A 26,355-nucleotide genomic window follows, 5' to 3' on the forward strand; every position below is an offset into this window, starting at 1 on the left:
ATTTGCTTTTTTGATAGTGTGTGCTCACTTAAAATTTAACGTTGGCGCTTTGTTTTGTTCAGTTTTCAAAGAGCAATAATGGAGCGGGTGAAGAGAATCGAACTCTCATCATCAGCTTGGAAGGCTGAGGTTTTACCACTAAACTACACCCGCATTTAATTTTGAAATGTTTCCAGAAAGAATGGTCGGGAAGACAGGATTCGAACCTGCGACCCCTTGGTCCCAAACCAAGTGCTCTACCAAGCTGAGCTACTTCCCGTAAAATATGGTGCGCCCGGCGGGAGTCGAACCTACAACCTTCTGATTCGTAGTCAGATGCTCTATCCAATTGAGCTACGGGCGCTAATTTCTATGATGTTATTGGTGCGGCCGAGAGGAGTCGAACCTCCACGGGGTTTCCCCCACTAGGCCCTCAACCTAGCGCGTCTGCCATTCCGCCACGACCGCGAAAGCGACTTTGTAAGTTTAACACCTTTTCAACTTGATGTCAAGAAGAAAAATATCAGTGCGGGTGAAGGGACTTGAACCCCCACGCCTTGCGGCGCCAGATCCTAAGTCTGGTGCGTCTGCCAATTCCGCCACACCCGCAAAAACAAATGGTGAGCCATGAAGGATTCGAACCTTCGACCCTCTGATTAAAAGTCAGATGCTCTACCAACTGAGCTAATGGCTCTAAATAAAATGGCTGGGCTAGAAGGGATCGAACCTTCGCATGACGGAATCAAAATCCGTTGCCTTACCGCTTGGCTATAGCCCAATAAACAATTACTAATTAACAGCCAGGATAATATTATATCACGATAATATTATTTTAGCAAGTGTTTTTAAAAAAATATGGCGGTCCCGACGGGAATCGAACCCGCGATCTCCTGCGTGACAGGCAGGCATGTTAACCGCTACACCACGGGACCAGCATTATGATCATGTATAAGAAAGTGACCCATACGGGATTCGAACCCGTGTTACCGCCGTGAAAGGGCGGTGTCTTAACCGCTTGACCAATGGGCCTTGATAAAATATGTATCTGGCGGAGAAGGAGGGATTTGAACCCTCGCGCCGCTTACGCGACCTACACCCTTAGCAGGGGCGCCTCTTCAGCCTCTTGAGTACTTCCCCAAAAAATGGCTCCGCAGGTAGGACTCGAACCTACGACCGTTCGGTTAACAGCCGAATGCTCTACCACTGAGCTACTGCGGAATAATGAAAATTGGGTTCCTTTTTCACGCTCAAGGACCTTAGTGTTTGTCGTTAAGACAAGTTGTTATCTTGTCGACTCTTATGATTATAAAGAGGTTACAACTTAAAGTCAAGAGTTCTTTTATGTTTTTTTATATTTTTGTTATTCACTCCTTAAACCCTTGGTAAATCAATGATCCACGACATTTACCACATACGAAACGGGTAGTGTCGATTCGTTTTTTTCTTATATATACATGATGACAGTCTTCACATTTATATTGAATAGTATTCAACTTTTTCTTTAATTGGTTAGAAGGCAGCGGCTCGCAAAATCTTGGTGCCCCCACTTTTTTGAGTAAATGCTTAAAGTCCTCATCACGATGCTGGTACCCTTTCTTCTCGATGTGCAAATGATAATGACACAATTCATGCTTAATGATTCCGATCATTTCTTCCACACCGCGTTCATCAAGATACTTCTTATTGATTTCTATATTGTGTGAACGGAGCAAGTATCGTCCTCCTGTTGTTCGGAGACGCGGATTAAAACTGGCTTTGTGTCTAAAGGCCTTATTAAAGTCTTTCATCGAAATTTCTTCTACTAGTTTTTGCAATTGCCGATTATCCATTTCCCCCTCCCTTTCTTTGGTAACATGACAACCCATTATAACATAGACTAATAATACAATAGGAAACTAAGGGAGGAAAAGCTATGCCTAATTGGTTCCAGAATCAAATCCGCAAAGCCTTTTATGAAAAGGATTATTATCAAGTGAAGATGTTGAATCAATGTTGGTTTTTTTATCAAAAGAAAGAAAGTCTCAGGGTATAGATTCACCTGTGCTCCAAATATAAATACATCGCTTCAAAAAAACCCCTTCTAATTATAGAAGGAGCTTACCATAGGCTAGTTTTGATCCTTTGGCTCGAGCATCGTTAAAGATACCCTTTGCTTTTTGGGGTCAACCAGTTCGACCCAAACCGTCACAACATCCCCAACGGCAACTACATCCAATGGGTGTTTTACAAACCGGTTGCTCAGTTTAGAAATATGCACCAGTCCATCCTGTTTGACACCGATGTCCACAAACGCACCGAAATCCACAACATTCCTCACTGTACCTTGTAATTCCATCCCAGTTTGCAGATCCTCCATTTTTAGTACATCCTGCTTAAGCAGTGGTTTTGATAATTCATCGCGAGGATCTCTTCCCGGTTTCATCAAATCATCGATGATATCTTTAATCGTTATTTCCCCAATTTCCAATTCATCGACCAAATCAGCCGGATTTAGTTTACCTAACTCTTCATTCAATGCATCACTGCCTAAATCCTCAGATGCAAACCCCATTTTCTTTAATAATTTATTCACGGCACTATAGTTCTCAGGGTGTATCGCCGTTTGATCCAAAGGTTCATCTCCATTAATGATACGTAAGAACCCTATACATTGTTCATATGTTTTAGCACCAAGCCGGGGAATTTTCTTTAATTCCTTCCTGCTTGAAAACTTCCCTTCCTCTTCCCTTTTCTTTACAATATTTTGAGCAACCGATTTTGATAAACCAGCTACATATTGTAATAGAGACGATGAAGCAGTATTGACATTCACTCCCACTTGGTTAACAGCTGTTTCCACTACAAAGGTGAGGGATTCAGTTAACTTTTTTTGGGACACATCATGTTGATACTGACCTACCCCCACGGATTGGGGGTCAATTTTAACAAGTTCAGCAAGGGGATCTTGAAGCCTTCTGCCTATCGAAACTGCGCTTCTCTGTTCTACTTGAAGATCCGGAAACTCTTCACGGGCTATATCCGAGGCTGAATACACACTGGCTCCCGCTTCATTAACAATTATATATGAAATATTCCCTTTCACTTCTTTTATAATATCTGCGATGAATTGCTCTGATTCACGTGATGCCGTACCATTGCCGATTGCCACGATCTCAACCGAGAACCGCTGAAGTATTTCGATCGTTTTTTCACGGGCAGCATTAAGCTTCGCAGCAGGAGGATGCGGATAGATTACACTGATATCGAGTACCTTTCCGGTTTCATCGATGACAGCCAACTTACACCCAGTCCGATATGCCGGATCTAAGGCTAGGACCATTTTCCCTTTAAGCGGGGGCTGCAAGAGCAGGTTCCGGAGGTTTTCAGAGAAAATATGGATAGCTTGATCCTCAGCTTTTTCCGTCAGCTCTTTTCTGATTTCCCGTTCTACAGAAGGCATGATCAAGCGCTTGAGTCCATCCTCAATCGCAGATTTAAGAACAACTTGGGCTTCAGATTTGTTATTTTTAATGATTTTCCGTTCCAGATGACCAATGATGACTTCAGTCCGGGGATGAATGGAGATTCGTAAAACCCCCTCCTTTTCACCTCTATTCAGCGCCAACACCCGATGTGGTACGATTCTTTGAACCGGCTCCTCATATTCATAGTACATCTCGAAGATTTTTTTCTCGTCCTTCTCTTCATTTTTCACAGTTGAAACCACTTTTCCAGCTTTGAAAATTTCAGCCCTTATCCACTTCCTTAATTCTGCATCATCGGAAATATGTTCAGCTATGATATCCTGCGCTCCCGTAATAGCCTCTTCAATAGAAGAAACTTCTTTTTCTGCCGATATGAATTCTGCAGCTTTTTCGCTAACCCGAGCATGCATTTGACATTCCAAAAGCCAATTAGCCAATGGTTCAAGACCCTTTTCTTTAGCGACTGTTGCTTTCGTTCTCCTTTTTTGTTTGAATGGCCTGTATAAATCCTCGACTTCCTGCAGTTTTGTTGCTTTCTCGATTTGTCTTGTTAATTCTTCCGTCAATTTCCCCTGTTCACCAATCGAACGCGTAACTTCCGCTTTCCTCTGGCCAAGGTTTTCTAGATAGTTCCATCTTTCCATAATGGAACGAATCTGCACTTCATCAAGTGAACCCGTCATTTCTTTTCTATACCGCGCAATAAAGGGAACAGTATTACCCTCTTGAAGCATCTGTATGACGTTTTGGACTTGATGATTTTTCAAAGTTAGCTCATTGGATATTTGTTTAATCAATTCTTTTAATGTATCTTCTACAACGATCATTATGTTTACCTCCAACGTTTTGATCTAATATGTTTAGTCTAGCAAATGAGCGATGAAGTTGCGAATTCCATACAAAAAAGCTCACTTCCGAACTACGGCGAAAGTAAGCTTCCTAAAATGAAAGTTGTATCATCTGCAGTTAATGGACTGCTTTTTAAGATGCATTGGGCGTTCTTATCGATAGGGACCAGCCTTTTCAAAAAAGTTTTAGCTCCCTTAAGATCTAAACCATCGGAATGAAGAATGAATTTTGCGTTTGGTTCATATTTGTATCTTTGCGTCCTGTATATTTGTTTCCTTCCTGATAAATACCCTGTAACAGGTAAAGGGTAAACGAGTTTATCGTCACTTGGATTATACAGGAAAAAGCGGATGTTACCAACTGAACTGTAAACAAATTCATTCTTGTCATAAAATATCTTCAAAATGGAAACGGCTGCTCCCCGCTTATCGATTAAAACTTGATTGCACACTGCCATTAGTGATTCGACATCCAACTCATGATTACGTTTAACTTCCTCGATGACGGCATGGGAGGAATCGTAAGCATTTTTCCCGCTGCCCAGACCATCTGCCAGTACACAGACAAAGTATTCTTTCGTATGAAGAAAAAAGTAATCATCACCACAATAAACCATCCCGTTTTTAGACGATTGAGAGACAAGGACTTCTATTTTTTCTCCCCTCAGAATATCTTTGATCACTGAATTAACTCCGAGTTTTCAGCATTAATGGCTTCTTGAAGTTTCTTGATCGCGCGGCGTTGGAGCCTTGACACATGCATTTGGGAAATCCCAAGTTTATCGCCCGCTTCTTTCTGACTTAAATTCTCTAAATAAGTATGTTGAATGATCATCTTTTCACGGTCACTTAGCACATGCAGCACCTTTTCAAGTACAAGTCTCTGATTGACCCTTTCAAAACCTTCATCGACATTCCCGAATATATCAAGCAATGTGACAGTACCGCCATCAGAATCCGCCTCAATAGAATGATCCACGGATAAAGCTTGATAGCTTTTTCCCATTTCCATCGCCTCTAAAACTTCTTCTTCAGTCACGCCTATACTATCGGCTATTTCATCGATTCTTGGTGAACGATGCAGAGTTGTAGTTAATTCCTCGACAGTCACCCTAATTTTCGGACCAAGTTCCTTAATTCTCCTTGGCACATGGACACTCCATGTTTTGTCACGCAGAAACCTTTTGATTTCGCCGATTATAGTAGGGACAGCAAATGCCTCAAAGCTCTTACCAAAAGATTCATCATATCGTCGAATGGCACCTAACAAACCAATCATGCCAACTTGAGAGATATCCTCCTGAAATGGTTTCCCTTTCGCATATTTACGGGAGATTGTTTCAACCAAACTTTTATAATGGATGACTAGATTGCTCTGTGCTTCCTCATCTTGATTCTGCTGGTAAGCTCTAATCCATTCATTTACCTGTTCTCTTTGTGCCTGGTTAGGTTGAGACTGTTTTTGCATCCATCTCCACCTGCTCTCCTTCTAAAAACTTAGTCATAAATACTGTAACCCCATCATGCTGATGGATTTTCACATCATCCATCAGAGTTTCAATAAGGTAAAGACCCAAGCCTCCTTCTCTCAAAAGTTCGACTTTTTGTCCATTTTCGTATGGACCGATTCCTTGACGAACCTCTTCGAAATTACAGCTCTTACCACTATCAGAAACCATGACCTCCAAGCGGTCAGGATAAAGGCCGAAACTTACTTTCACTTCACCTTTTTCAGAATCTTTATATGCATGCTGTACCGCATTTGTACAAGCTTCACTTGTAGCGATTTTCAAATCCTCAATTTCATCATACGCAAATCCCATCCGGCTTCCTATCCCAGAAAGCGTTAAACGAATGACACCGATGAATTCTGGTTTTGCAGGTATTTTCATTTCGATGTAATCATATACTTGGCTCATTCTAACCCACCCTCTGTACCACTTTTTATATCAATGATATCTGCAAGACCTGTTATATCAAATAAACGTCGTAATCTTTCTGATAAGCCAACTAAAGTGAATTCGCCATTATGTGCCCTTACGCTTTTAAAAGCACCGACAAACACCCCAAGTCCCGTACTATCCATATAAGAAACTTCAGTTAAATCAATAGTAATCGAAACATTATCCTGCTCCGAAATCGGGAATAGTGATTCTCTTAATTTCGGTGCAGTATATGCATCGATTTCACCTTTCAGTTTTACAATAAATTCAGAATTCAATTCATTAACATCTACAGTTATATTCATCAATGACCCACCTCTTCAAATCCTCTTCATTCCTATATCTATACCCAGCAGAAAAAATACTAAACATTTGATTTTAAAATTATTAATGTAAAATCATCCCTCAGTTGGAAGTTCTGCATTTTCTCCAATTGTTTATATATATTATTCACCATTTCCTGGGCTTGCAAATGCATATTCTTTTTAATGAAACCAATAAGTGTTTCCCTTTCTATGAACCCATCATTCGTCCGGCACTCCGTAACTCCGTCAGATAATAAAATGATCATGTCTCCATGATTCACCGTTTTTTCATATTGGCGATACCTTGTTTTTTTATCAACTCCAAGCAACAAGCCCTTTGCATCCAAATCGCTAAAAGTACCCGTTGCGGCGTCATAGTAAAAACCAGGTTCATGTCCGGCTGAAGCATAGGAAAATTGCCTGTCATGCGGATCATATAAGCCATAGAACATGGTTATGAACATGCTTGGATCCACATTATGCTCCACAACACGGTTCAAACTCTCAAGCACACTTTTCGGTTCATGACGATGCTCTGGAAGACTGTCCATCGCATATTTGATCATCGACATGCACAATGCAGCAGGAATCCCTTTTCCAATGACATCGGCTATCCCTACCCCTATCCGCTCATTTTCATCTTGGACGAAGTGATAGTAATCCCCGTTCATCTGCCTCGCCGGAACACTGATCGCTCCAATTTCCAGAGCTTTGATATCAGGAATTTCCGTTTCCAAAAGAGTATGTTGAACGTTTGCCGCTATCTCGATTTCCGTTTTCAGTTCCTGCTGCTGATGTCTAAGGCTTTGATGTTCACGGTATGCAATGCCGTAGCCCATCATGACTTCTAGCAGAAAATCGAAAGAATCCAATACTTTTCCCGGCAATTCCGGGTAAAGGTCCATCAAGTTATTTTTATGCATACTGATGATTTCTTCTGGAGATATATTGTATTTGATATGTAGGCGGCTAATCTTTTGCCCTTGGTAGAGTGCCTGCTCATTTTGGTCTTTAAGATAAGTAGAAAGCGCCTCATGATACTTTTTCTCCATGTTCTCCCTTATATCCATAGTCCCCTCCTAACGGAGCCATTTCGTAGCGATAATCTTAGTCCCTTCACCTGGTATCGATTCGATATCAAAGTCATCCATTAAACGTTTGGCTCCAGGAAGGCCTGCGCCCAGCCCCCCCGAGGTGGTATACCCATCTTCCATGACTCGGCGGATATCCTCAATTCCCGGCCCTTGGTCCTCTGCAATGATTTTCAATCCTGACTTCCCATTTATATTTAGCTTTTCTATGCTAACACTGCCTTGTCCAGCATATAGGTATATGTTTCGGGCCAATTCGCTAATGGCCGTTGTGATCCTTGCCTGGTCTACAATACCGAAACCCAACTCTTTAGCGACATTTCTTCCGAGCTGCCTTGCAGCTACGATGTCCCATTCATTTATGATTTTTACGCAGGATTGGAACTCCATTCTTTAATCCCCCAATTCCTGTTGTAATTTCTCCAGGCCTTTCTCTAAGTCTAATGCTGTCAGAACATCTTCGAGACTAATTCCCAGTTCAATTAATGTTATTGCAACAGCAGGCTGGATCCCCGTAATTACAACTTTGGCCCCCATAAGCTTAGACATGCTAAAGACATCGCCTAATACCTTCGCGATAAAAGAATCAATAAAATCTATTGAGGTAATATCTATAACAACCCCATTCGCGCTTGTTTCATGAATCTTATGCAGTAAATCCTCTTGAAATTGAAGGGCTGTCATATCATCCAATTCCCACTGTATAGAGACTAACAAGCAGTCATAAAGCTTTAATATCGGAATCCTCATACTTATCCCTCCACCTTTACGATCTTACGGCTCGTTAATTCCAACGCAACTTCTATCCCTTTTTTTAACGTATTTTTTGTAATCACTTCATTTAAATTAATTCCAAGATTAACTATGGTTTGGGCTATTTCAGGGCGGATGCCGCAAAGTATACATTTGGTGCCCACCAATCGGACCGCTTCCGCAGCTTGAATGATATGATGGGCAACCATGGTATCCACGACCGGCACGCCCGTTATATCGATAAGAACAACTTCAGATCTATGCTTAACCACGCCAGTCAACAGGTTTTCCATTATCTGTTTGGCACGTTCCGTATCAATCGTACCAACCAGCGGCATTACCGTAATGCCTTCCAATACAGGAATGAGCGGAGCCGAAAGTTCTTGCAACGCTATTTTTTGCATGGAAACCGTTCTTTCCCAAGTTTGAGTATATATATTGACTATTTCATTATTTATCGGTGTGGCCCATTTATCCAAATGGTTAACAAGATTGACTTGATTATCAGGAGTAACCAGACCCTTTTCCACCATTCCATTAATGACAATTAAAGTGAATTTATGAAGTCCTTCATTGACGAAAGTAAGAGGCCATCCCAATTGGACGACTTTCTCGGCAAAATCAGAAAGCTTCAATGTGAATTCCTTGTTTTTACTATCAACGTTCGTGATGATCATATCTATAAATTCACTGCTCGTTTGCGTGAACATTCGATCTGAGACGACTTTAATTAATCTTTCGTCCGTACTTTCCTTCATGATGCCCATCCACTCAGTAAGGATGTAATCTTGATTTTGCTTAATAAAATCGTAAACCAATTGATTCATAATATCCTCCCATTCTAACACAATTGCTATGTTTCCCTGTCCTCGTCACATGGATGTTAACTAACTGTAATCTTATTCCCATTTGGATTTTCTTCGAGTTTCCACACTTCACTCTTGCTTTTTTTAAGTATTTACAACATAACTACATACCCTAAATTCAGGTAAGAAAAACATCAATTAAAGAAAAGTTAGGGAGATACTACAAAAACAATGAACGTTCTATTCAATATTTAACTGTATAATGTTTTTATTCGTCAATTTTTTCATATTTCCTGCTGATACTTTTTGGACATGTGTTCATGTTATTTCACAAAAAAAACACGATTCCCACAGTTGCAGGAATCGTGCCATCTAAATAGCATCAAGAATGATTTGTATTATAATAACGCCCGGTTTAACGGGAAAAATTTTCTTTAAAACTCAATGAGGCCTAAACTAATTTGCAAAGCTTCATTGACTTTTTGCATCATCGGTTCGTCAAGATGCGTAATTTTATCAGTTAAACGCTGCTTATCAATTGTCCGGATCTGTTCTAATAAAATGACGGAATCTCGCTCGAATCCGTACTTTTTTGCATTAATCTCAACATGTGTAGGCAATTTCGCTTTTTGAATTTGAGCTGTAATGGCTGCCACGATCACAGTCGGACTAAAGCGATTACCAATATCGTTTTGTAAAATTAGTACCGGACGGGTCCCACCCTGCTCTGAACCAACCACCGGGGAAAGGTCTGCGAAGTATACGTCACCACGCTTAACAACAATCAATGGCTCAGCCTCCGCTAACTAATCGTTCAACGCAATGACCAGCCTCGAATTCAGCCTGGAAGGCTTCAGAAGCAATCGTTAAATTAATGGCCGCCATTTCAATATAACCGCGTTTCATCGATTCACGAAACTCTTTCTTTTTACGTTCGCGAAGATACATTTTTGTGGCACGATAAATAAATTCACTGCGATTCACATTTTCCTCACTCGCATACCCATCTAACTCTGTTAAAAAATTTTGAGGTAATCGAATTAATATCTCTCTTGTTGCGCTGGATTCAGACACAAACATACACCTCCACCATCACTACACACCTTTATTATATATCCTTTTCAATATTACCATTAAATTGCCTATATGCAAAGAGTATATTCTATTCTAAATCTTATTATCAGCATAATAAAGGAAATCTTATTCACAATCTTAGGATTTTTTTACAATCCGGTCATTCCAAAATGAAGTTGCGCACATGATTCATCTGATTGTCTTTAATATATATGCGGGGCACTCTTGCTCCTATCATACATGTTACCTCATAGTTGATCGTCTCCAGTTTTGCCGCTATTTCATCGACAGCAATCGAATCATCCCCATCATTTCCCATTAATGTAACCTCTGTTCCTACAGGGTATGGTCCAGTCAGCTTGATCATGCATTGATCCATGCAAATCCTTCCGACTATGGGTACTCTTTTTCCATCCACAAGTACTTCCTGACCTTGCAGCTTACGTATCCAGCCGTCAGCATAACCGATTGGCAAAGTACCAATCCATTCATCACCTTCAGCCGTATAAGTCGCCCCATAACTAACGCTTTCACCCTTGGCAAGCTGTTTAACCGCGACCATCTTCGTTCTCAATGATATAGCCTGTTTTAATGGAAATGGCAATATCGGCTTCATTTCCACGGAAGGGCTCAAACCATACATGGAAATCCCCATTCTTATTGCATTCCATTCAGGATCGGTGAACCTTAAAGAAGCTGCACTATTGGCTGCATGAACATATTCTGGCTTTCTAGTCAATTCGGAAAGCATACCTTTAAAGAAAGCAAGCTGCGTTTCATAAAAGTCGGTCTTTATTTCATCCGCCGTCGCGAAATGAGTGAATATCCCTTGGAAATTGAAACAAGCTTCCCTCTCAAGCAAACTTTCCACTTTCATGAGTTGGCCTTTATCTCGAATGCCGATTCTCCCCATGCCGCTATCCACTTTTACATGGATTTGCAAAACTTGTCCCGGTTTCAACAAATCCTTTGCCTTCTCCAACCATGCTACATCGAAAACCGTCAAAGAAATTCCATACTCGGCAGCAAGCGCTGCACTTTCTGGCCTCGATGCCCCAAGTACAAGAACCGGAGCCAATATTCCCTTTTTCCTCAAGGCGAGAGCTTCATCCAAAAAAGCGACACTTAAAAAATCTGCCCCCGCTTCAAGCGCCGTTTTAGCCACTTCATAGTCCCCGTGTCCATAAGCATTCGCTTTAACGACAGCGAAAAGACTAACATCTTTTCTTAAACTTTTTTTCATTGAAGAAATATTTTCAAAAATATTATCCAAATTTACTTCTGCCCATGTATCTCGATGAAATGTTTTCGTTTCCAAGACCTTTTCCTTCTTTCCTACACTCACAATAAGATTCTTCCCAGTAGCGAAGTTTTCGTTTCATTATAGGACCATTCTATAACCAACCGCTAGAAATATAAAGTGCTTTTTCACCTTGATTCTAAGTTACCCAGCTGCCAGCCTAAATCAAATGGAAGGATTAAAAATGTCAACAAGCTGCTTCCCCGCCTATCCTACCTAGAAGAAACCTTCATAAGGAGACGGGAAACATCAGCTTGTTATGTAATCCTATTTGACTGGATCTTCCCCAACCGAACGGGCGACTTCTATCATTTCTACCTGTGTCAAATCCTTTGATGCAAGCATATAATCGACACCTTCAAAAGTCCATGCAATCGTATTTCCTGTCATGGCTCCGACAGTATAACCCAAATCAACCGGTTCTCCATTCACATTCGTCGAAACGGATGTTTGAACTACCTCAGCTTTTTCCTGAACCAATGTAAAACTTTTTGTACCCTCATAGGTCAAAACGACACGTTCTCCCTTTTCCGTCTTAATTTCTTTTTCTTCCGTTAAATTCATATCACCAATATTTTCAGGGTATTTCACCGCAAACCCCTCATTTTGGACTTCTGCCATAACAGGCGCTTCAAGTTGTGCACTTGTCATGTTTTTCTTCATATCAAATGAATCTTTATCAAAAGTCGTATCGAATTTGACTTTTGAGAATTCAACAAGAACTAATGCAGTCTTATCGGGGTCCATGACTTTTACACTGACTGGAGATAAATCCTTTTTGTTTATAGTAATCTCTTGATATGGCAACATTTTATTGTTTTGGTAGCGTGTTTTCGTTTCAAAGACATAATGTTTATCCGTTTCTTTATATGTCGCACTTTTATCTTCCGTAATGTCTTTCACCAGCGACTCGAACAAATAGGCCTGACTGCTGTTTTCCGGCCACTCGCTTTGAAATTTAAAACTTTTATTCAAAGCTGGCGTCAAAACATATACACCATCATCATTTTTCAATATCATCTGGCTTTGATCCTTCTCTTCATTTTTCAGATTCACGCGGTAAAAGGAGGGGTCCTTATGCCAAATCTCCACATTATACACTTGAGGTTCCGTCCCCATCTTTAATGTCATCTTCGCATTAGCTTTATATCCTTTCATTTCGCCAAGCTTCTCATTCAATTCACTCACTACGTCACTCTGTGATTTTTGGCCGCAAGCAGAAAGAGCAAGCAAGAGCATGATCCCTGCAAAAAGCATTACTATCTTCTTCATCTTTTCAACCCCTTTTTGTCATTTGAACGTAAAAGGGAGAGGAAAAGGCAGGATCCGGACATTAGCTCGACTGATGTCTTAGATTCCTCAGTATTTTAGACACGGATCAATTCCAAGATCCGGCTAAAAACTTTTCGAGAGCACCTACTCTGCCATGTACCTTTTACCGGGCCTTGTCTCCCTATAGCACTAAATGTATATGAGACAACCTTAAGGTTTATGACCCGATTGGACAAAACTCCATTCACCCTTCAATTACGACTTGCGCAACCGCATAATCCCTGCTGTGGCTAATCGAAAGATGGACCCCTTCAGAAAACGGCTTCGAAATCACCGGCTTTCCGTTATCATCCGAGATGATTTCAATATCCAAAAAGGATAGGTGCTTTCCGATTCCTGTACCGTTCGCTTTTGAAAAAGCCTCCTTTGCCGCAAAACGCCCAGCAAAATACTCGACCTTCCTTCTTCCATTTAACTTTTCGAAAATCAAGATTTCACTTTCTGTTAATATACGCTCCTTTAAACGGGGTTGCCGATTAATCAATGTTTCCATTCTATCCAACTCAGTAATGTCCACGCCTATACCTTTAATCACTTTGACACCTCTTCTATTCATTTGATAGGTTGCATATTATTAGGAGAACTCTTTTACCTGAAAATGATAATATTGTATCTAATTAAAAACGATAATAAGGAGGAATTTATGTTTACAAGAACAGAAGGCTTCCGCGAATACGCAAATTCATATCGAGCTGTAACTGTGCTTATACTCATTATGATGATTGTATTCGTTCTCGTCCTTTTCCCCACATTTCCCGGCAATGTACTCTTTTATTATGGCACAGGTGTTAACTTATACATCGCTGATGGACAATGGTGGCGTTTAATCACCCCCATCTTTCTACATAGCACGTTTACACATTTACTGTTCAATGGATTCTCCCTTGCCATCTTTGGTCCATTCCTAGAGAAATTACTTGGCACCGCCAAGTTTACAATCTTCTTTTTATCGACAGGGCTCCTTGCCAATATCGCAACCTTCCTAATTAACCCACTGACATATAACCACGTAGGTGCTAGCGGAGCAATTTTTGGTTTACTCGGATTCTTTCTATATCTCGTCCTGTTCAATAAAACCAATTTTACGAACAACGAAAGAAATACAGTATATACACTGACCGGAATTGCCATTATCATGACTTTCATTCAACCACAGATCAACGTTGTCGGTCATTTGGCTGGACTGGCAACCGGCTTTTTAACAGCTCCATTATACTTAAGAAAAAAGTGGTAGGACAAACAGCCGACTCTTCCTTTAAATCATTGGGAGTCGACTGCTTTTTTAGGTAAATACCATGATTTAATTATTAGGCAATCCTTTTCTTCCACATCAGCAACCACACCGACCCGGGAAGTGATTCCTGATTTAATCGATGCTGAAATCGTAGCTACTTCTTTTCGATTCTGAAACCAACTTTTTTTATATGTGATTGATTGAATTCTGCTTCTCTGCATGATTAATGTTTGCTTTGAGAAAAAACGGCTGCTCAATAGCAACAAATTCCCTTCTATGCTCCATCCTGCATCTCTATATTGCATGTAAGCCCAAAAAATCGCCAACGGTACAAGCAAAAGGGAAAGATAACCCCAAGGTCTGAAAAACCATACCAAGGCACCTATGATCGGGATGAGGTAAAGAAACATACGAAGCACATACCGGGAAAGTGCACGCTTAGGTATCGGTGTCATCTCAGCGGTTGTTTCATAAACCGGTAAAATTCCCAGGATCTTTTCTTGTAAATGCTTCTTCCTGATTAAAGGGAACAGCATGATCGATAGACTTTCTTTATCTTCCATACTGCCTCCCGCATACTCAATATAAACCGTCGCCAATCCCAATGGCTTTCGAATCAAATTCTCCATGATCCGGATACCTTGTATTTTATGGATAGGGATCGTCAGCTGTCTTTTCTCGAGAAGCCCTCTGGAAATAACAATTTCCTCATCCGTTTTTATCACGGTAAAGGAAGCATATTTAATTACCATGCTTAATGTGGCCAGTACATAAACCACCAATAAAGCCACTAGGGCAAACAAGGTCAGAATGAAGGTCCCCATTTCAATAAAATCTTCATAATCCTTAAATATCCTCTCAAAAGGTATCATTTCATCGAACTGTGAAATAAATGCGATTGCTCCAGACAGGAAAACACCTACCGCTCCCGAAGTGGCAGCCATAACGAATAGTTGCGGAAGCGTCTGTTTAAAAACGGAAGACGATTTTGCTGCATATTCATTATCCGCTACTTCATCTTTATCTTTATCAAAAGGATTATTCGCATTTTTTTCCTCACTAATAAAAGCGTTGATTCGATCTGCATCACTTTTGCGTATGGCTGATAATACGGCATCTGCCTGAGACCCGCCTGCCGTTTCAATATTCAACTTCACCAGGCTGAATATCCGCTGGATGATGCCCTCCGAAATATCTATGCTATGAATCCGATCAAACTTTATATACCGTTTCTTCCTTACGAATACCCCGGACTCAATTCTGAATTCGCCCTCTTCCATGCGATATGTAAAGCGTAACCATTGAAGGAATGCATTGCCTATAATAAAAAGTATAATAATGGCTATGACCAGAGGTTGTATCCATCCAGGAATTCCTTCATTCTTCCCAGGAATGACGACCACTAATAAAAAAGGGATGACTAACTCCTTAATCGATTTTATTATGTTAAGCAATACAGCTATGGGGTGCAGCCTTTTAGGTTCAGACATCTTCTTCCTCCACACTCGCCATCTTGGAAATATAGTGCCGCAATTCATCTGCCTCTGCTAGGTCCAGGGCAGGAATAACATGAAGGGTAGCTGCAGTCGAAATTTCAACGGATGCTAAATCGTATTTCCTTAATAATGGCCCTTGCTTCGTTTCAACATGCTGAACCCTAATCATGGGTATGAGTGTTCTTTTAATGACGAAAATACCACTTTGGATATCAATTTCGGTATTTCTTACTTCGTAACGCCATCTCTTCCATTTCACCGATGGAATCAGAAAAATGGCCAGATAGGATTGGATTACCGATATCATCATCAATGCTCCAAACACCCAATATGTCCAATCAAAAATGATTGTAAGCACGAGTACGGTGATGCTTATAATCCAAGTTATTGAACAGCTTATAAGACCACTGATTTTCCATACGGTCAAGGCCTTATTCGATATACGATTTTCAGGTTCCATGCGCTTCTCCTCTTCCGGACAGGTAATTAATGAATCTTCATCATCCATCCTTCGCTTTCATCCATTATACTATAATTAAATACTGGGAATTAACCCCTTTTTCAAACAAAGGCTTTGAGCAGTCCATCCAAAAACCGCCAACCACTCGGATACCATATGAAGCATGGAGATGCACACAAAAAAATGCCGCTCGAATGAGCGGCATTTCCAATTCAATTAAATCTTATTTGTTTTTTCTCTTTTTTGGCTCGTGCTGCGGTTTCCGTAACCATTCGATTTACGGTTCGTGCTTGGGCGTTTACTTGATCCGCTACCGTAATCTTTTCTGCCTGAAGAACTGCGGCCATTGCGCTGTCTGTTACTAGAAGAACTGCTTCCTCCGCGATTGCGACGCATTGGAGATGGAGATTCTTCCGTTAACTTGATAGGCGTTTGATCCGGTTCTTTTGTCATTGATTTAAGCATAGCTGCAACTAAATCCGCTGCGCTATGTTTTTGTAATAATTCTTCCGCTTGACCAAGGTATAATGTTAAATCCTCATTCTCGATTGTATTAAGGATCTTTTCCGTTACTGCTTTTTGTTGACCTTCCAACGCTTCAGTTAACGTAGGAGTCTTAAGTTTCTCCATACGTTTTTTCGTTGTATGTTCAACTGCATGCAGTTGGCCTCTTTCTCTTGGTGTTACAAACGTAATGGCAATACCATGTTTACCCGCACGTCCTGTACGTCCAATACGGTGAACGTAGCTTTCTGGATCTTGAGGGATATCAAAGTTGTATACGTGAGTTACGCCGGAAATATCAAGTCCACGTGCAGCCACATCAGTAGCAACAAGTACATCGATGTTTCCTTCTTTGAATTTTTTCAAAACGGATAGACGTTTTGCCTGACTAAGGTCACCATGAATGCCTTCAGCCATATAACCGCGGATATTCAATGCAGAGGCCAATTCATCTACACGGCGTTTCGTACGTCCGAAGACGATGGCAAGATCCGGTGTTTGAATATCGAAAAGGCGTGCAAGTGTATCGAATTTTTCACTTTCTTTTAACTCCAAGTAATATTGTTCGATCCGATCCACTGTCATTTCTTTCGCTTTTACACGGACAAGAACTGGTTCTTGCATGAATCTTTCAGCAATTTTACGGATTGGATCAGGCATTGTAGCTGAGAAAAGCAATGTTTGCCTTTCGTCAGGAACCGTTGAAAGGATCAATTCGATATCCTCAATGAATCCCATGTTAAGCATTTCATCCGCTTCATCAAGAACTACAGTGTGAACTCCGCCTAATTTAATATTTTTACGTTTGATATGGTCTAAAAGACGACCAGGCGTACCAACGATAATATGTGGTTTTTTCTTTAAAGCACGGATTTGACGGTCGATATCTTGTCCACCATAAACCGCAAGTACACGAGCGCGTTTTCCGTAACCAAGCTTGAAAAGTTCCTCGGAAACCTGAATCGCAAGTTCACGTGTAGGTGCAATGACAATCCCTTGCACGTTTTCATTATTAATATCGATGTTTTCCATCAATGGAATACCGAATGCGGCAGTTTTACCTGTTCCTGTTTGCGCTTGACCAATGATATCTTTACCTTCAAGTGCTAGTGGAATCGTTTGGGATTGAATCGGGCTCGCTTCCTCAAATCCCATTTTTTCTATTGATTTCATGGACGTTCTATCTAATCCTAATTCGCTAAACAATGTCAATGTTTTCGTACTCCTTTTTATATCGTAAATTTACACGTGCATTCATGGATCATGCACAGATGTTTTAGTTCAAATCCTCATCATCATGACGGATGTTCTTCTTTATCTCTTATAAAAAGTTTATCATTATCACCTAAAAGTATGTCTGCCTTTTAGTTCAAATGAACTCAATATGATTTTTTAAAAAGGAAATATACCAGTACGGACATTCACTGGCATTTTTAACTTCGCGCACGTGTAGACTTATCATTAACATACGCTCATCTTTTTAAAAGTACATGTAACCAAAATTAAATTCAATATGGAAAATTAAAAGTAGCATAAACGGGTGTTTCACCGTTTTATTCAGGTGAGGGCTGCTGCACCTATTATTCATCAGACTTAAAAAGGCTGTATGAACAAAACTTGACGAGAGCCAAGATTCTTATACAAAACAGGCCCGGTGCGTTGAGGATTTGCAGAAGTGGAAAAGCGCTTAAATGCGGCTTGATTCCCTAATAGCTACTAAAGCCGCCAAGAGATGCAGCTTTTATATATGACCAGACGCGCGGCCTATTTAATCTAAAATAATCTCAAGAATGAACTCATGAAACATGTAAGAACATACAATTTTGTTGCCTCAACCTGATTAATTTAAATAATCATCAATGATAAGACATTTAAACTCATACTCATATTACCATTTTCAAACTGTTAATGCAATAAAGGATATCTCCCCATTCAGAGTTACTAAAAACTTTAGTACGTTTCAAAAACAAAGAAATTGGATATTTATACCTGATAATTGTGCAGCCTTATTTATTCATTGGGGTTATCGTAGTTACTATAACCATTCATGCGAAAGTCGATTCAGACTGCAGATAAATTCGGAAGAAAGCGAGTTTTCCTACTGTTTTTCCCTTTAAAAAACGTTCCAGTCGGTTTCAGAAATCCAGTTAGGAGGGTTTCAGTTACTAGTCCCGTTTTAGGATCAGACCATTCCAAACCACTTACTGTATCCATTTAAATGTTTTGCAAAACGAACATCTATTTATTTACATGATATGTGTAGAAATCAAATAGTTTCAACAAACCTTTTTCAGGAAGGATTAGTTCGAATGAATGGCCACCATCCACGGTTACCCCCCTTGGAAAAAGAAAGGACTTATTTATGAACCAACTCTAATTTCCAGGCATATAGAATCATTTAATTTTCAAAAATTCCATCTTTTCACTCAAAAATTATAGTAAATAAGTCTATATGCAGTATGATTGACCTAACAACAAAACAACGGGGGGTTATATGAATATATTCACAATAGATGTTCCTTTATGTAAGGATTTTGGTCGAATCTTAAAGAAAATGAACAAGAATGTCACCTTTTTGGAGGATCCACTCAATCAAAGTCATCTATTCAAGGATTCAACGGACTTAATGAAATCATTATTTATTTTACCTTTACACATATCAAAAGATTCTTGGCAGCAAACTTCTTTGTTTGCCTTAGCTGAATCTCACGAAATCCCTATCTTATTCATTTACAAACGCACTTTAGGAATGGAGACACCTGCGGCTTTACCAGAAAAGACCTTTTATGAAACCATGGCGGTCCCTGCCGATTCAGTTGAAGTCAGGATTAAATTAAAATCACTCAAAAACATCAGCATGCAACTGTTTTCAGCAAAAATGAAGGGGGAAGAGCTTGAAAAGATACACCAAAAATCAGCAAGGAGCCTGCGAATTGCAAAGGGCATTCAGCTTTCAAATTTACCTTTGTCGATCAATAATGAAGATATAGAGATCAAAGGTCTTTCCCAGCCTTCGAGTGAACTGTCAGGGGATTTATTTTACTGGACGGAGGTTGATGACAGGATATACGGTTTCATAATGATCGATGTATTCGGTAAGGGCATCCATACAGCACTTATAAACATGTCCATACGGACTTTGATGCCAGACCTTTTCAAACGTGTAAAAGACCCCATTTTCATAACAGAGGAACTGGACAAACATATGCGGGATCTATTTCAAGGAGTTAATCGGGAAAACAAAAACCATGCTCGCATTACAGCTTTCATAGCATACGTGAATACAAAGGATCGACTCATCGAATATGTGAACTACGGACTTCCTTCAGCCTTTTTGTATTCCCCATGCACCAACCAAATTCTCAATTTAAACGAAGGGGCCGCCCCAAGCGGACTGATTCCCGAATTGCCCATAAAAAAAATAGTCTTTCATTATGAACCGGGAAGCCGTTTCATCATCTATACAGATGGACTCTCTAAAACGCCCATTCCTTCCGCCTTTGACCGGTCTGACAATATCGAGAGGGAATTCATTGAAAATGTCCATCTCGATACAAATGACCTTCTTCAGGAACTTTTGGTCTCAAGGATGAGGCATTCAGTGATTAACGATGACATCTGCATTATTGCAGGGACCCTTTTTTAGGTACGATGAAAAAAGGCCGTTTCAAAAAGAAACGGCCCTTTCTATGCTTTTTTATTTTTGTAGGGCTTGAACGACTTCCTCCAGCTTCATGCCCCTTGATGCTTTAACGAGAATGATGTCATTTCCCTGTGTAGAAGACTTAAGCTCCTCTATAAGCTCCTGCTTATCTTGAAAAGGACGAACCCGCTCCGATGAAAAAGACTTGCTCGCTCCCTTGGCAATAAACTCGGCTAAAGGACCAAACGTGAATATCTTATCAATTCGCTCATTGGAAATCAATTCACCAATTTTCAAATGAAAATCTTTTTCCTGTGGCCCTAACTCCAACATGTCTCCCAATACAAGGATCTTTTTCTCGAATCCAGATAACCCCTCAACCAACTCCACTGCTGCCTTAACTGAAGTTGGACTGGCATTATACGCATCATTAATGATTTTCTGCCCTTTTGCGCCTTCGACCAATTCCATCCTCATATTAGTTAACTGAATGGTTGACAGACCTTTACGGATCGCTGAATCATCCACATTGAATTCTTTAGCAACCAATATGGCGGCCAATGCATTAAGAACATTATGATTGCCTAATACGGGTATCTCATAATTGATCTCCTTTTCACCACTTGCGATTGTAAACAAGGTACTGTCTGCCCCTTGGCTTATGGTCTGTGGATATAAATCATTTTGTTCCGTTCGTCCAAAAGATATTACGTTTAAATCAGGAAAATCCTTTTTGATCCGATTGCGAAGCAATGGTTCATCACCATGATATATCAGCGTCCCATCTTTCGCCATACCTTCGACAATTTCCAACTTTGCATTCGCGATTTCCTCGCGTGATCCTAAATCCAATAAGTGTGATTCACCGATATTGGTAATGATCGCTACATCAGGCTTTGCCATTTTGGATAAGAACTCAATTTCACCGCGGCTGCTCATTCCCATTTCCAAAACGGCTGCTTCAGTATCCTCTTCCATGGAAAGCACCGTTAGTGGTAAACCTAAATGATTATTGAAGTTTCCAATGGTTTTATGAACTTTAAAGGTAGTGGCCAGCAACGCAGCCGTCATATCTTTCGTTGTCGTCTTACCGTTGCTTCCTGTTATCCCAATGACTTTTACATTCAACTGCTGACGGTAAGAACGCGCCAATTGCTGAAGTGCTTTCTCGGTATTTTCGACAATGATTATCGGTAAATCATTAGGAGGATTCGGAACATCCCTTTGCCAAAAAGAAGCAGCAGCTCCTTGCGCTAAAGCTTGCTTGACATACTGATGGCCGTCAACCTGCCCACCCTTAAGCGGAATGAACAAACATCCTTCCTTAACCGTTCTTGAATCGATGGTAACCCCATTAATTCCTTTGGACTGGAATGGACTTATATCATTCAATCCCTCTGCCATTTCATGTACTTGTTTTAACGTTCTCTTTATCATTTTGTTCCTCCTACATTCATCGAACCGTTAATCGCTCTCTACTTCCAATAACCAAACGAAGCAGAAACCAGTTTAAATCGCACCGGTTCCTGCTGATTGGAATCCATCAAATCAACGTTTGATGGATTGTGAAGTTAACTGCTACATTACTTGCATGATCAAACTGTATATTTGATTTGTTGTTTTTCCTGATGACGTTCCAAGGCAAGTTTCACGAGTTTTTCAATTAGCGCCGGATAGTCGACACCTGTGTGCTTCCACAATAACGGAAACATGCTGAAGGGAGTAAACCCAGGCATTGTATTCACTTCATTAATATAGATTTGCCCCTCATTCGTTAAGAAGAAATCAGCGCGAACCAATCCAGAGCAATCCAATGACTTAAAGGCAGTAATGGCCATTTCGGATAAAGTTGCATACTCGCTTTCCGATATCTCCGCTGGAATGACCATCGCTGAATTACCGTCTACATATTTTGCTGAATAATCATAGAAGGCAAAATCCTTCTTAGGGATGATCTCGCCTGCCACTGAACAAGACGGTTCATCATTACCGAGAATACCAAACTCGAGTTCACGAGCAACGACCCCTTCTTCAATGATGATCTTCCGATCGAATTGAAAAGCTTCCGCTACCGCTTTTTCCAGTTCATCAGCATCATTACATTTGCTGATACCGACACTCGAGCCTAAATTGGCAGGTTTGACAAAACAAGGGTACCCCAATTCATCCGCTACCTTTTTAATGGCACTTTCAGTATTCTTCTCCCATTCGGAACGAATGAACCAAGTGTATTTCACCTGAGGAAGTCCCGCCTGGGCAAAAATGTTTTTCATGATGACCTTATCCATTCCTGCTGATGAAGCTAAAACGCCATTTCCTACATAAGGAAGGTTCAATAGTTCCAGCATCCCTTGCACGGTCCCATCTTCTCCATTTGGTCCGTGAAGCAATGGGAAAATTACGTCATACCCTGTTGATTCACTATTTTCATCAGTTGAATGTGCCTGCAAGGCAAGAGGCGAGCTCGATTTTTCCGGTAAAAATGTCAAAGCCTCCACATTCTCAGCAGGTCCTGTTAACTTTGGTCCATTAATCCATGAACCCTCTTTTGTTATGTAAATCGGATATATATCAAACTTTGCTAAATCGAGAGCTTTAATGACCGCTAAAGCCGTCTGCATAGAAACCTCATGCTCCGCAGATTTTCCACCATAAAGCAAACCAAGTTTAGTTTTCATGAGTTATTACCCTCCAATATTCTTTTAACCATGTTCATTGTATCACTTTACACTAAAACGGATAAAGCAAACTCAACATTTCTTTTTTATTACATCTTCTATCGCCCTGCCCTACAGCCTGTTAATGCGGGGAAAAGCGAAACTTCCATCATTGTCGCTTTTCCAATGATTACTATTATTGGAACACAAGATAAAACTGCCACATTCTGTGGGTCGCCCCCTCTTATCTTTTATGCATGAGATGGTAAGTCTTACACCTAAAAAATTCGAGGATATCAAATAATCCAATGCACGAACCCCGCAAGTTATGATCATCAGGAGGATGATGTACTTTTAATAACGCTTTCCCATACCTTTTCTTTTCGATTGAAGATAATAAAGGCATCGGGCTCATTAATATCTCTATCCGAAAAGTCATCATGCATCTCATCCATGTTTAAATAATCCCCTACGACCCATGCAGGTATCTCGATTTTCGTTCTTGTATACTTAACATCCCGAAAGGAAAAAGCGAGCCCCTCTGCCAGAATATGAGCCAAGGAAGAAATGATTTCTGCCGGAATCGCCGTAAGCTCTTTTTTCTTTCTGATTCCAAGCCACGTCCTCTCTACTTTTAATGGCTCCATCTTTAGCGGAATCAGGCTTCCTAACATCATATAATATGTCGAAAGAGAACGAAAATAAATTTTATTGAACCAGCCATCATCCTGGGCAAGGTACACAAATTGATTATTCAATTTACGGAAGAACGGGGGACTAAGATGGGTTTTAGCGTGTCCTAAATATAAAAGTTCCGCTAATTCCCTTCCATCCAATTCATCCAGTCCTTCCGCCTCTTCAAAATCGACCCAACAGAAATCTCCATATGCCCGAACATTTTCTTTAACGAGCTTCGCAATATCCTCAGATGAAGCGCTCTCAAGCAGGACATTCAAATTGTATTCCCCTCCATCGAATTGATGTTTCAATAATAAGATGGAATCCAAGGTATATGGCAGCGAATAGACGAATTCACGAAAATTGAGTCCATTAAAAAGGACAAACCGTTCGGAAGCCTGCATATGCATATATAAGATATCATTGCTATCATTCTTCATAACCTGACCCCCTCCAAGCTCTCAATCAATAATGTTATTTTATCAAACTTTTGGGTTTTCACGTAAGTTATATAGCCCCCAATATTAATCATCATCAGCATCGTGTAAATAATGCGAAACGAAGAATCCATATTAAACCAAATAATTATCCATATTATAGTAAAAAATATAGAATTGGAGGAATTGATCATGGATAAAGTTAAAAAAAGCTTTTATCATTCATTCTTTTCACGGGACCGCTTCCCCTGATGCAACTAAAAGATTAAGTCTATGGCAATCAGAGAAATACGCATTCGAAAAATGTTTATATCAGGATGATTCAATCCTTGATATGGGATGCGTTACAGGAAGAACCACCTTCGCACTATATAAAAAAGGATTCCAAAATATAACGGGAATCAATCTAACTCCTGACATGCTTACTGAAGCCGAAAAAATAGCCATGAATATAACACATGGACATCCCCTTTATCCTTGGAGATGCAACGAACCTCCCTTTTCAACGACTCATCATTCGAAAAAGCAATCTTCGCTTTTAATGATTTAATGCAAATTCACCAGCAAAAAACCGCACATTGGCTTTAAAAGAAATCAACCGTATTTTAAAACCAGAAGGACTCTTCATTTTCACAACACATGACCGGGATAAAAACGAAAATCATCTGAACTTCTGGGAACAAGACGAAATGATTCGGTGTGGAGGCAAATAAGATGAAAGGCTTTATGAGTTTGGGATATTTTGATATCCGGAAAGACTTAAGAAGATACTTACCTCCATATCCCTACTCAACTTGAATGAAGGAAACAGGGTTTACAGTCATCGAGAGCTTTTACCGAAGTGAAATATTCCATGAAAACGATGATGTCAACGTTTTCTCTTCCGATTGCCGCTTCTGGATCGCCCACCGGAAGAGAAAGCGCATTTTAATTCAAAAAAAAAAAATCCAGAGTGACATTTCACTCTGGATTTTTTTATTAAGAAACTTGCTCTAATTCTTTTTTGGAAGGAGGGTTGAATTGACCTTCCCATTTAGAGATGACGATTGCTGCAAGTGAATTACCGATAACGTTTACTACTGTACGTCCCATATCAAGAATACGGTCGATACCGGCAATAAATGCTAGACCTTCAATAGGAATACCGACAGTTCCCAATGTCGCTAAAAGAACTACGAAAGATACACCCGGTACACCCGCAATCCCCTTGGACGTGATCATTAACACTAGCATTAGCGTAATTTGCTCATACGCGCTTAAATCGATTCCGTACATTTGAGCGATGAAGATAGCTGCTAACGCTTGGTATAATGTAGAACCATCAAGGTTAAAGGAGTATCCAGTCGGAATAACAAATGTAGCAATATGTTTCGGACAACCCGCTTTCTCCATTTTTTCCATGAGTTTCGGAAGAACCGCTTCTGAACTTGCAGTAGAGAAAGCAAGAATCAATTCTTCTTTTAGAAGTTTAATCAACGTAAAGATATTGAATCCGACAAATTTCGCAATAAGACCAAGAATGACTATTACAAAGAAAATCATTGTTCCGTATACAGAAAGCGCTAACTTTCCTAGCGGAATTAAAGATTCCAAACCGAACTTGGAGATCGTCACACCGATTAGTGCAAATACACCGATAGGAGCGAATTTCATGACCATGTTAGTTAGGTAGAACATTCCTTCAGCTGTACCTTGGAAGAAGCGGAATACTGGTTTACCCTTTTCACCGATGGCTGCAATACTAAGCCCAAACAACACGGAGAAGAAAATGATCGCTAGCATATCGCCTTGTACCATAGCTTGAACTGGATTGGATGGTACAATGTGAACGAGTGTATCCACGAACGATTCATGCTGCTTAGTTTCTGCTGTATCCACATATGTTGAGATATCAGTTTGTTCCAGATTATCCATATTCACACCAGCACCAGGCTGGATGATATTCGCTGAAATTAAACCAACAGCAATCGCTATCATAGTTACTACAACAAAGTATGATAATGATTTAGCACCCAGTTTACCTACCGCTTTCAAATCACCTACACCAGCAACTGCAACGATAAGGCTTGAAACGATGATCGGCACTACAATCATTTTAATCATTCGTAGGAAAATGTCTCCGAATGGTTGTAAAAAGTTTTGGGCCGTCTCGTTACCATAAAAAATGGCACCAACGATAATCCCTAAAATTAAACCAATGAAAATTTGGCTAGCTAAACTTAATTTGAATTTCTTCATTTACTTTCCTCACCTTCCATAAAGTCTTTGATGCAAAAACATTTTTGTCTCGGTAAGGGAAACAAGATACTAATAAAAGAAAGTAATTTTTCTTTTTTGAAAAACTCTGTCTT

At 40.2% G+C, this 26,355-nt stretch carries 26 protein-coding genes and 11 tRNA genes; 4 read left to right on the plus strand and 33 right to left on the minus strand.

Annotated elements, in window-relative coordinates:
- Positions 1 to 79: 79 nt before the first annotated feature.
- From ACFX4I_RS23905 to ACFX4I_RS23960, 12 genes are all read right to left on the minus strand, one after another.
- Positions 80 to 153: transfer RNA gene (locus tag ACFX4I_RS23905), tRNA-Gly, on the minus strand.
- Between the two features lie 29 nt (positions 154 to 182).
- Positions 183 to 259, minus strand: a tRNA-Pro gene (locus ACFX4I_RS23910).
- Between the two features lie 7 nt (positions 260 to 266).
- A tRNA-Arg gene (locus ACFX4I_RS23915) sits at positions 267 to 343 on the minus strand.
- Between the two features lie 18 nt (positions 344 to 361).
- A tRNA-Leu gene (locus tag ACFX4I_RS23920) sits at positions 362 to 447 on the minus strand.
- Between the two features lie 59 nt (positions 448 to 506).
- Positions 507 to 588, minus strand: a tRNA-Leu gene (locus tag ACFX4I_RS23925).
- Between the two features lie 9 nt (positions 589 to 597).
- A tRNA-Lys gene (locus ACFX4I_RS23930) sits at positions 598 to 673 on the minus strand.
- Between the two features lie 9 nt (positions 674 to 682).
- Positions 683 to 757: transfer RNA gene (locus ACFX4I_RS23935), tRNA-Gln, on the minus strand.
- Positions 758 to 835: 78 nt separating this feature from the next.
- A tRNA-Asp gene (locus ACFX4I_RS23940) sits at positions 836 to 911 on the minus strand.
- Between the two features lie 25 nt (positions 912 to 936).
- Positions 937 to 1,008, minus strand: a tRNA-Glu gene (locus ACFX4I_RS23945).
- Positions 1,009 to 1,025: 17 nt separating this feature from the next.
- A tRNA-Ser gene (locus ACFX4I_RS23950) sits at positions 1,026 to 1,116 on the minus strand.
- Between the two features lie 6 nt (positions 1,117 to 1,122).
- A tRNA-Asn gene (locus ACFX4I_RS23955) sits at positions 1,123 to 1,197 on the minus strand.
- 146 nt (positions 1,198 to 1,343) lie between these two features.
- On the minus strand, positions 1,344 to 1,808 hold the full coding sequence (locus ACFX4I_RS23960) for a SprT family protein (RefSeq protein ID WP_377423536.1): 465 nt from the start codon (positions 1,806 to 1,808) through the stop codon (positions 1,344 to 1,346).
- A gap of 83 nt (positions 1,809 to 1,891) precedes the next feature.
- Between ACFX4I_RS23960 and cmpA the strand changes: the two genes are divergently transcribed.
- Positions 1,892 to 2,011, plus strand: coding sequence for a cortex morphogenetic protein CmpA (cmpA, locus tag ACFX4I_RS23965; protein ID WP_098372179.1), 120 nt, complete (start codon positions 1,892 to 1,894; stop codon positions 2,009 to 2,011).
- Between the two features lie 75 nt (positions 2,012 to 2,086).
- On the opposite strand, the gene ACFX4I_RS23970 is transcribed toward cmpA, so the two are convergent.
- From ACFX4I_RS23970 to acpS, 14 genes are all read right to left on the minus strand, one after another.
- A complete protein-coding gene (locus tag ACFX4I_RS23970) occupies positions 2,087 to 4,270 on the minus strand; it encodes a Tex family protein (RefSeq protein ID WP_377423539.1) in 2,184 nt (727 codons plus the stop codon).
- A gap of 92 nt (positions 4,271 to 4,362) precedes the next feature.
- On the minus strand, positions 4,363 to 4,974 hold the full coding sequence (locus ACFX4I_RS23975; RefSeq protein ID WP_230302692.1) for a PP2C family serine/threonine-protein phosphatase: 612 nt from the start codon (positions 4,972 to 4,974) through the stop codon (positions 4,363 to 4,365).
- Positions 4,971 to 5,759, minus strand: coding sequence for an RNA polymerase sigma factor SigB (gene sigB, locus ACFX4I_RS23980; RefSeq protein ID WP_230302693.1), 789 nt, complete (start codon positions 5,757 to 5,759; stop codon positions 4,971 to 4,973). Before sigB ends, ACFX4I_RS23975 begins: the two co-directional genes overlap by 4 nt.
- Positions 5,737 to 6,210: an anti-sigma B factor RsbW gene (gene rsbW / locus ACFX4I_RS23985; RefSeq protein WP_098372177.1), complete on the minus strand. Its 474-nt coding sequence runs from the start codon at positions 6,208 to 6,210 to the stop codon at positions 5,737 to 5,739. The genes sigB and rsbW overlap by 23 nt, the downstream gene beginning before the upstream one ends.
- Positions 6,207 to 6,539: an anti-sigma factor antagonist gene (locus ACFX4I_RS23990; RefSeq protein ID WP_098372176.1), complete on the minus strand. Its 333-nt coding sequence runs from the start codon at positions 6,537 to 6,539 to the stop codon at positions 6,207 to 6,209. The genes rsbW and ACFX4I_RS23990 overlap by 4 nt, the downstream gene beginning before the upstream one ends.
- Before the next feature lie 59 nt (positions 6,540 to 6,598).
- Positions 6,599 to 7,609, minus strand: coding sequence for a PP2C family protein-serine/threonine phosphatase (locus tag ACFX4I_RS23995; RefSeq protein WP_230302694.1), 1,011 nt, complete (start codon positions 7,607 to 7,609; stop codon positions 6,599 to 6,601).
- Positions 7,610 to 7,618: 9 nt separating this feature from the next.
- Positions 7,619 to 8,020 carry an anti-sigma regulatory factor gene (locus ACFX4I_RS24000; protein ID WP_214774177.1) on the minus strand — a complete coding sequence of 134 codons (402 nt, stop codon included), beginning with the start codon at positions 8,018 to 8,020 and terminating at the stop codon, positions 7,619 to 7,621.
- Between the two features lie 3 nt (positions 8,021 to 8,023).
- On the minus strand, positions 8,024 to 8,380 hold the full coding sequence (locus ACFX4I_RS24005) for an STAS domain-containing protein (protein WP_230302695.1): 357 nt from the start codon (positions 8,378 to 8,380) through the stop codon (positions 8,024 to 8,026).
- 2 nt (positions 8,381 to 8,382) lie between these two features.
- The gene (locus ACFX4I_RS24010; RefSeq protein ID WP_230302696.1) at positions 8,383 to 9,210 is read right to left on the minus strand and encodes an RsbT co-antagonist protein RsbRA; all 828 of its coding nucleotides are present in this window, start codon (positions 9,208 to 9,210) and stop codon (positions 8,383 to 8,385) included.
- A 413-nt stretch (positions 9,211 to 9,623) separates the two neighbouring features.
- Positions 9,624 to 9,974: a type II toxin-antitoxin system PemK/MazF family toxin gene (locus ACFX4I_RS24015; RefSeq protein WP_034306610.1), complete on the minus strand. Its 351-nt coding sequence runs from the start codon at positions 9,972 to 9,974 to the stop codon at positions 9,624 to 9,626.
- Between the two features lie 7 nt (positions 9,975 to 9,981).
- Positions 9,982 to 10,263: a CopG family ribbon-helix-helix protein gene (locus ACFX4I_RS24020; protein WP_034306380.1), complete on the minus strand. Its 282-nt coding sequence runs from the start codon at positions 10,261 to 10,263 to the stop codon at positions 9,982 to 9,984.
- Between the two features lie 160 nt (positions 10,264 to 10,423).
- Complete coding sequence (gene alr, locus ACFX4I_RS24025; protein ID WP_230302697.1) at positions 10,424 to 11,608, minus strand: alanine racemase; 1,185 nt, start codon at positions 11,606 to 11,608, stop codon at positions 10,424 to 10,426.
- A gap of 222 nt (positions 11,609 to 11,830) precedes the next feature.
- Entirely contained in the window at positions 11,831 to 12,835 is a 1,005-nt protein-coding gene (locus ACFX4I_RS24030; protein ID WP_230302698.1) for a LolA family protein, read from the minus strand.
- A 244-nt stretch (positions 12,836 to 13,079) separates the two neighbouring features.
- Positions 13,080 to 13,430 (minus strand): holo-ACP synthase, encoded by a 351-nt coding sequence (acpS, locus tag ACFX4I_RS24035; protein ID WP_377423546.1) that lies wholly within the window; start codon positions 13,428 to 13,430, stop codon positions 13,080 to 13,082.
- A gap of 108 nt (positions 13,431 to 13,538) precedes the next feature.
- Here acpS and ACFX4I_RS24040 point away from each other — a divergent pair, with 108 nt between their 5' ends.
- Positions 13,539 to 14,129, plus strand: a complete 591-nt coding sequence (locus ACFX4I_RS24040) for a rhomboid family intramembrane serine protease (RefSeq protein ID WP_230302699.1) — start codon at positions 13,539 to 13,541, stop codon at positions 14,127 to 14,129.
- Positions 14,130 to 14,155: 26 nt separating this feature from the next.
- Here ACFX4I_RS24040 and ACFX4I_RS24045 read toward each other — a convergent pair whose 3' ends face one another.
- From ACFX4I_RS24045 to cshA, 3 genes are all read right to left on the minus strand, one after another.
- Positions 14,156 to 15,619 (minus strand): PH domain-containing protein, encoded by a 1,464-nt coding sequence (locus ACFX4I_RS24045; RefSeq protein WP_377423548.1) that lies wholly within the window; start codon positions 15,617 to 15,619, stop codon positions 14,156 to 14,158.
- A complete protein-coding gene (locus ACFX4I_RS24050) occupies positions 15,612 to 16,133 on the minus strand; it encodes a PH domain-containing protein (RefSeq protein ID WP_230302701.1) in 522 nt (173 codons plus the stop codon). The genes ACFX4I_RS24045 and ACFX4I_RS24050 overlap by 8 nt, the downstream gene beginning before the upstream one ends.
- Positions 16,134 to 16,301: 168 nt before the next feature.
- On the minus strand, positions 16,302 to 17,801 hold the full coding sequence (gene cshA / locus ACFX4I_RS24055) for a degradosome RNA helicase CshA (protein ID WP_230302702.1): 1,500 nt from the start codon (positions 17,799 to 17,801) through the stop codon (positions 16,302 to 16,304).
- Between the two features lie 1,282 nt (positions 17,802 to 19,083).
- Between cshA and ACFX4I_RS24060 the strand changes: the two genes are divergently transcribed.
- Positions 19,084 to 20,235 carry a PP2C family protein-serine/threonine phosphatase gene (locus tag ACFX4I_RS24060; protein WP_230302703.1) on the plus strand — a complete coding sequence of 384 codons (1,152 nt, stop codon included), beginning with the start codon at positions 19,084 to 19,086 and terminating at the stop codon, positions 20,233 to 20,235.
- Positions 20,236 to 20,286: 51 nt separating this feature from the next.
- On the opposite strand, the gene ACFX4I_RS24065 is transcribed toward ACFX4I_RS24060, so the two are convergent.
- The 3 genes from ACFX4I_RS24065 to ACFX4I_RS24075 all read right to left on the minus strand — a co-directional run bounded on the left by ACFX4I_RS24065 (position 20,287) and on the right by ACFX4I_RS24075 (position 24,007).
- The gene (locus tag ACFX4I_RS24065) at positions 20,287 to 21,669 is read right to left on the minus strand and encodes a UDP-N-acetylmuramoyl-tripeptide--D-alanyl-D-alanine ligase (protein ID WP_377423552.1); all 1,383 of its coding nucleotides are present in this window, start codon (positions 21,667 to 21,669) and stop codon (positions 20,287 to 20,289) included.
- Between the two features lie 158 nt (positions 21,670 to 21,827).
- On the minus strand, positions 21,828 to 22,910 hold the full coding sequence (locus ACFX4I_RS24070; RefSeq protein ID WP_230302705.1) for a D-alanine--D-alanine ligase: 1,083 nt from the start codon (positions 22,908 to 22,910) through the stop codon (positions 21,828 to 21,830).
- A 314-nt stretch (positions 22,911 to 23,224) separates the two neighbouring features.
- Positions 23,225 to 24,007, minus strand: a complete 783-nt coding sequence (locus tag ACFX4I_RS24075) for a hypothetical protein (RefSeq protein WP_377423556.1) — start codon at positions 24,005 to 24,007, stop codon at positions 23,225 to 23,227.
- Positions 24,008 to 24,338: 331 nt separating this feature from the next.
- Between ACFX4I_RS24075 and ACFX4I_RS24080 the strand changes: the two genes are divergently transcribed.
- Positions 24,339 to 24,554: a class I SAM-dependent methyltransferase gene (locus tag ACFX4I_RS24080; protein ID WP_377423558.1), complete on the plus strand. Its 216-nt coding sequence runs from the start codon at positions 24,339 to 24,341 to the stop codon at positions 24,552 to 24,554.
- Positions 24,555 to 24,982: 428 nt separating this feature from the next.
- Here ACFX4I_RS24080 and ACFX4I_RS24085 read toward each other — a convergent pair whose 3' ends face one another.
- A complete protein-coding gene (locus ACFX4I_RS24085) occupies positions 24,983 to 26,242 on the minus strand; it encodes a cation:dicarboxylate symporter family transporter (RefSeq protein ID WP_377423561.1) in 1,260 nt (419 codons plus the stop codon).
- Between the last annotated feature and the right edge of the window lie 113 nt (positions 26,243 to 26,355).

It is taken from the genome of Peribacillus sp. YIM B13472, assembly GCF_042788005.1.
Classification (GTDB): Bacteria; Bacillota; Bacilli; order Bacillales; family DSM-1321; genus Peribacillus; species Peribacillus simplex_E.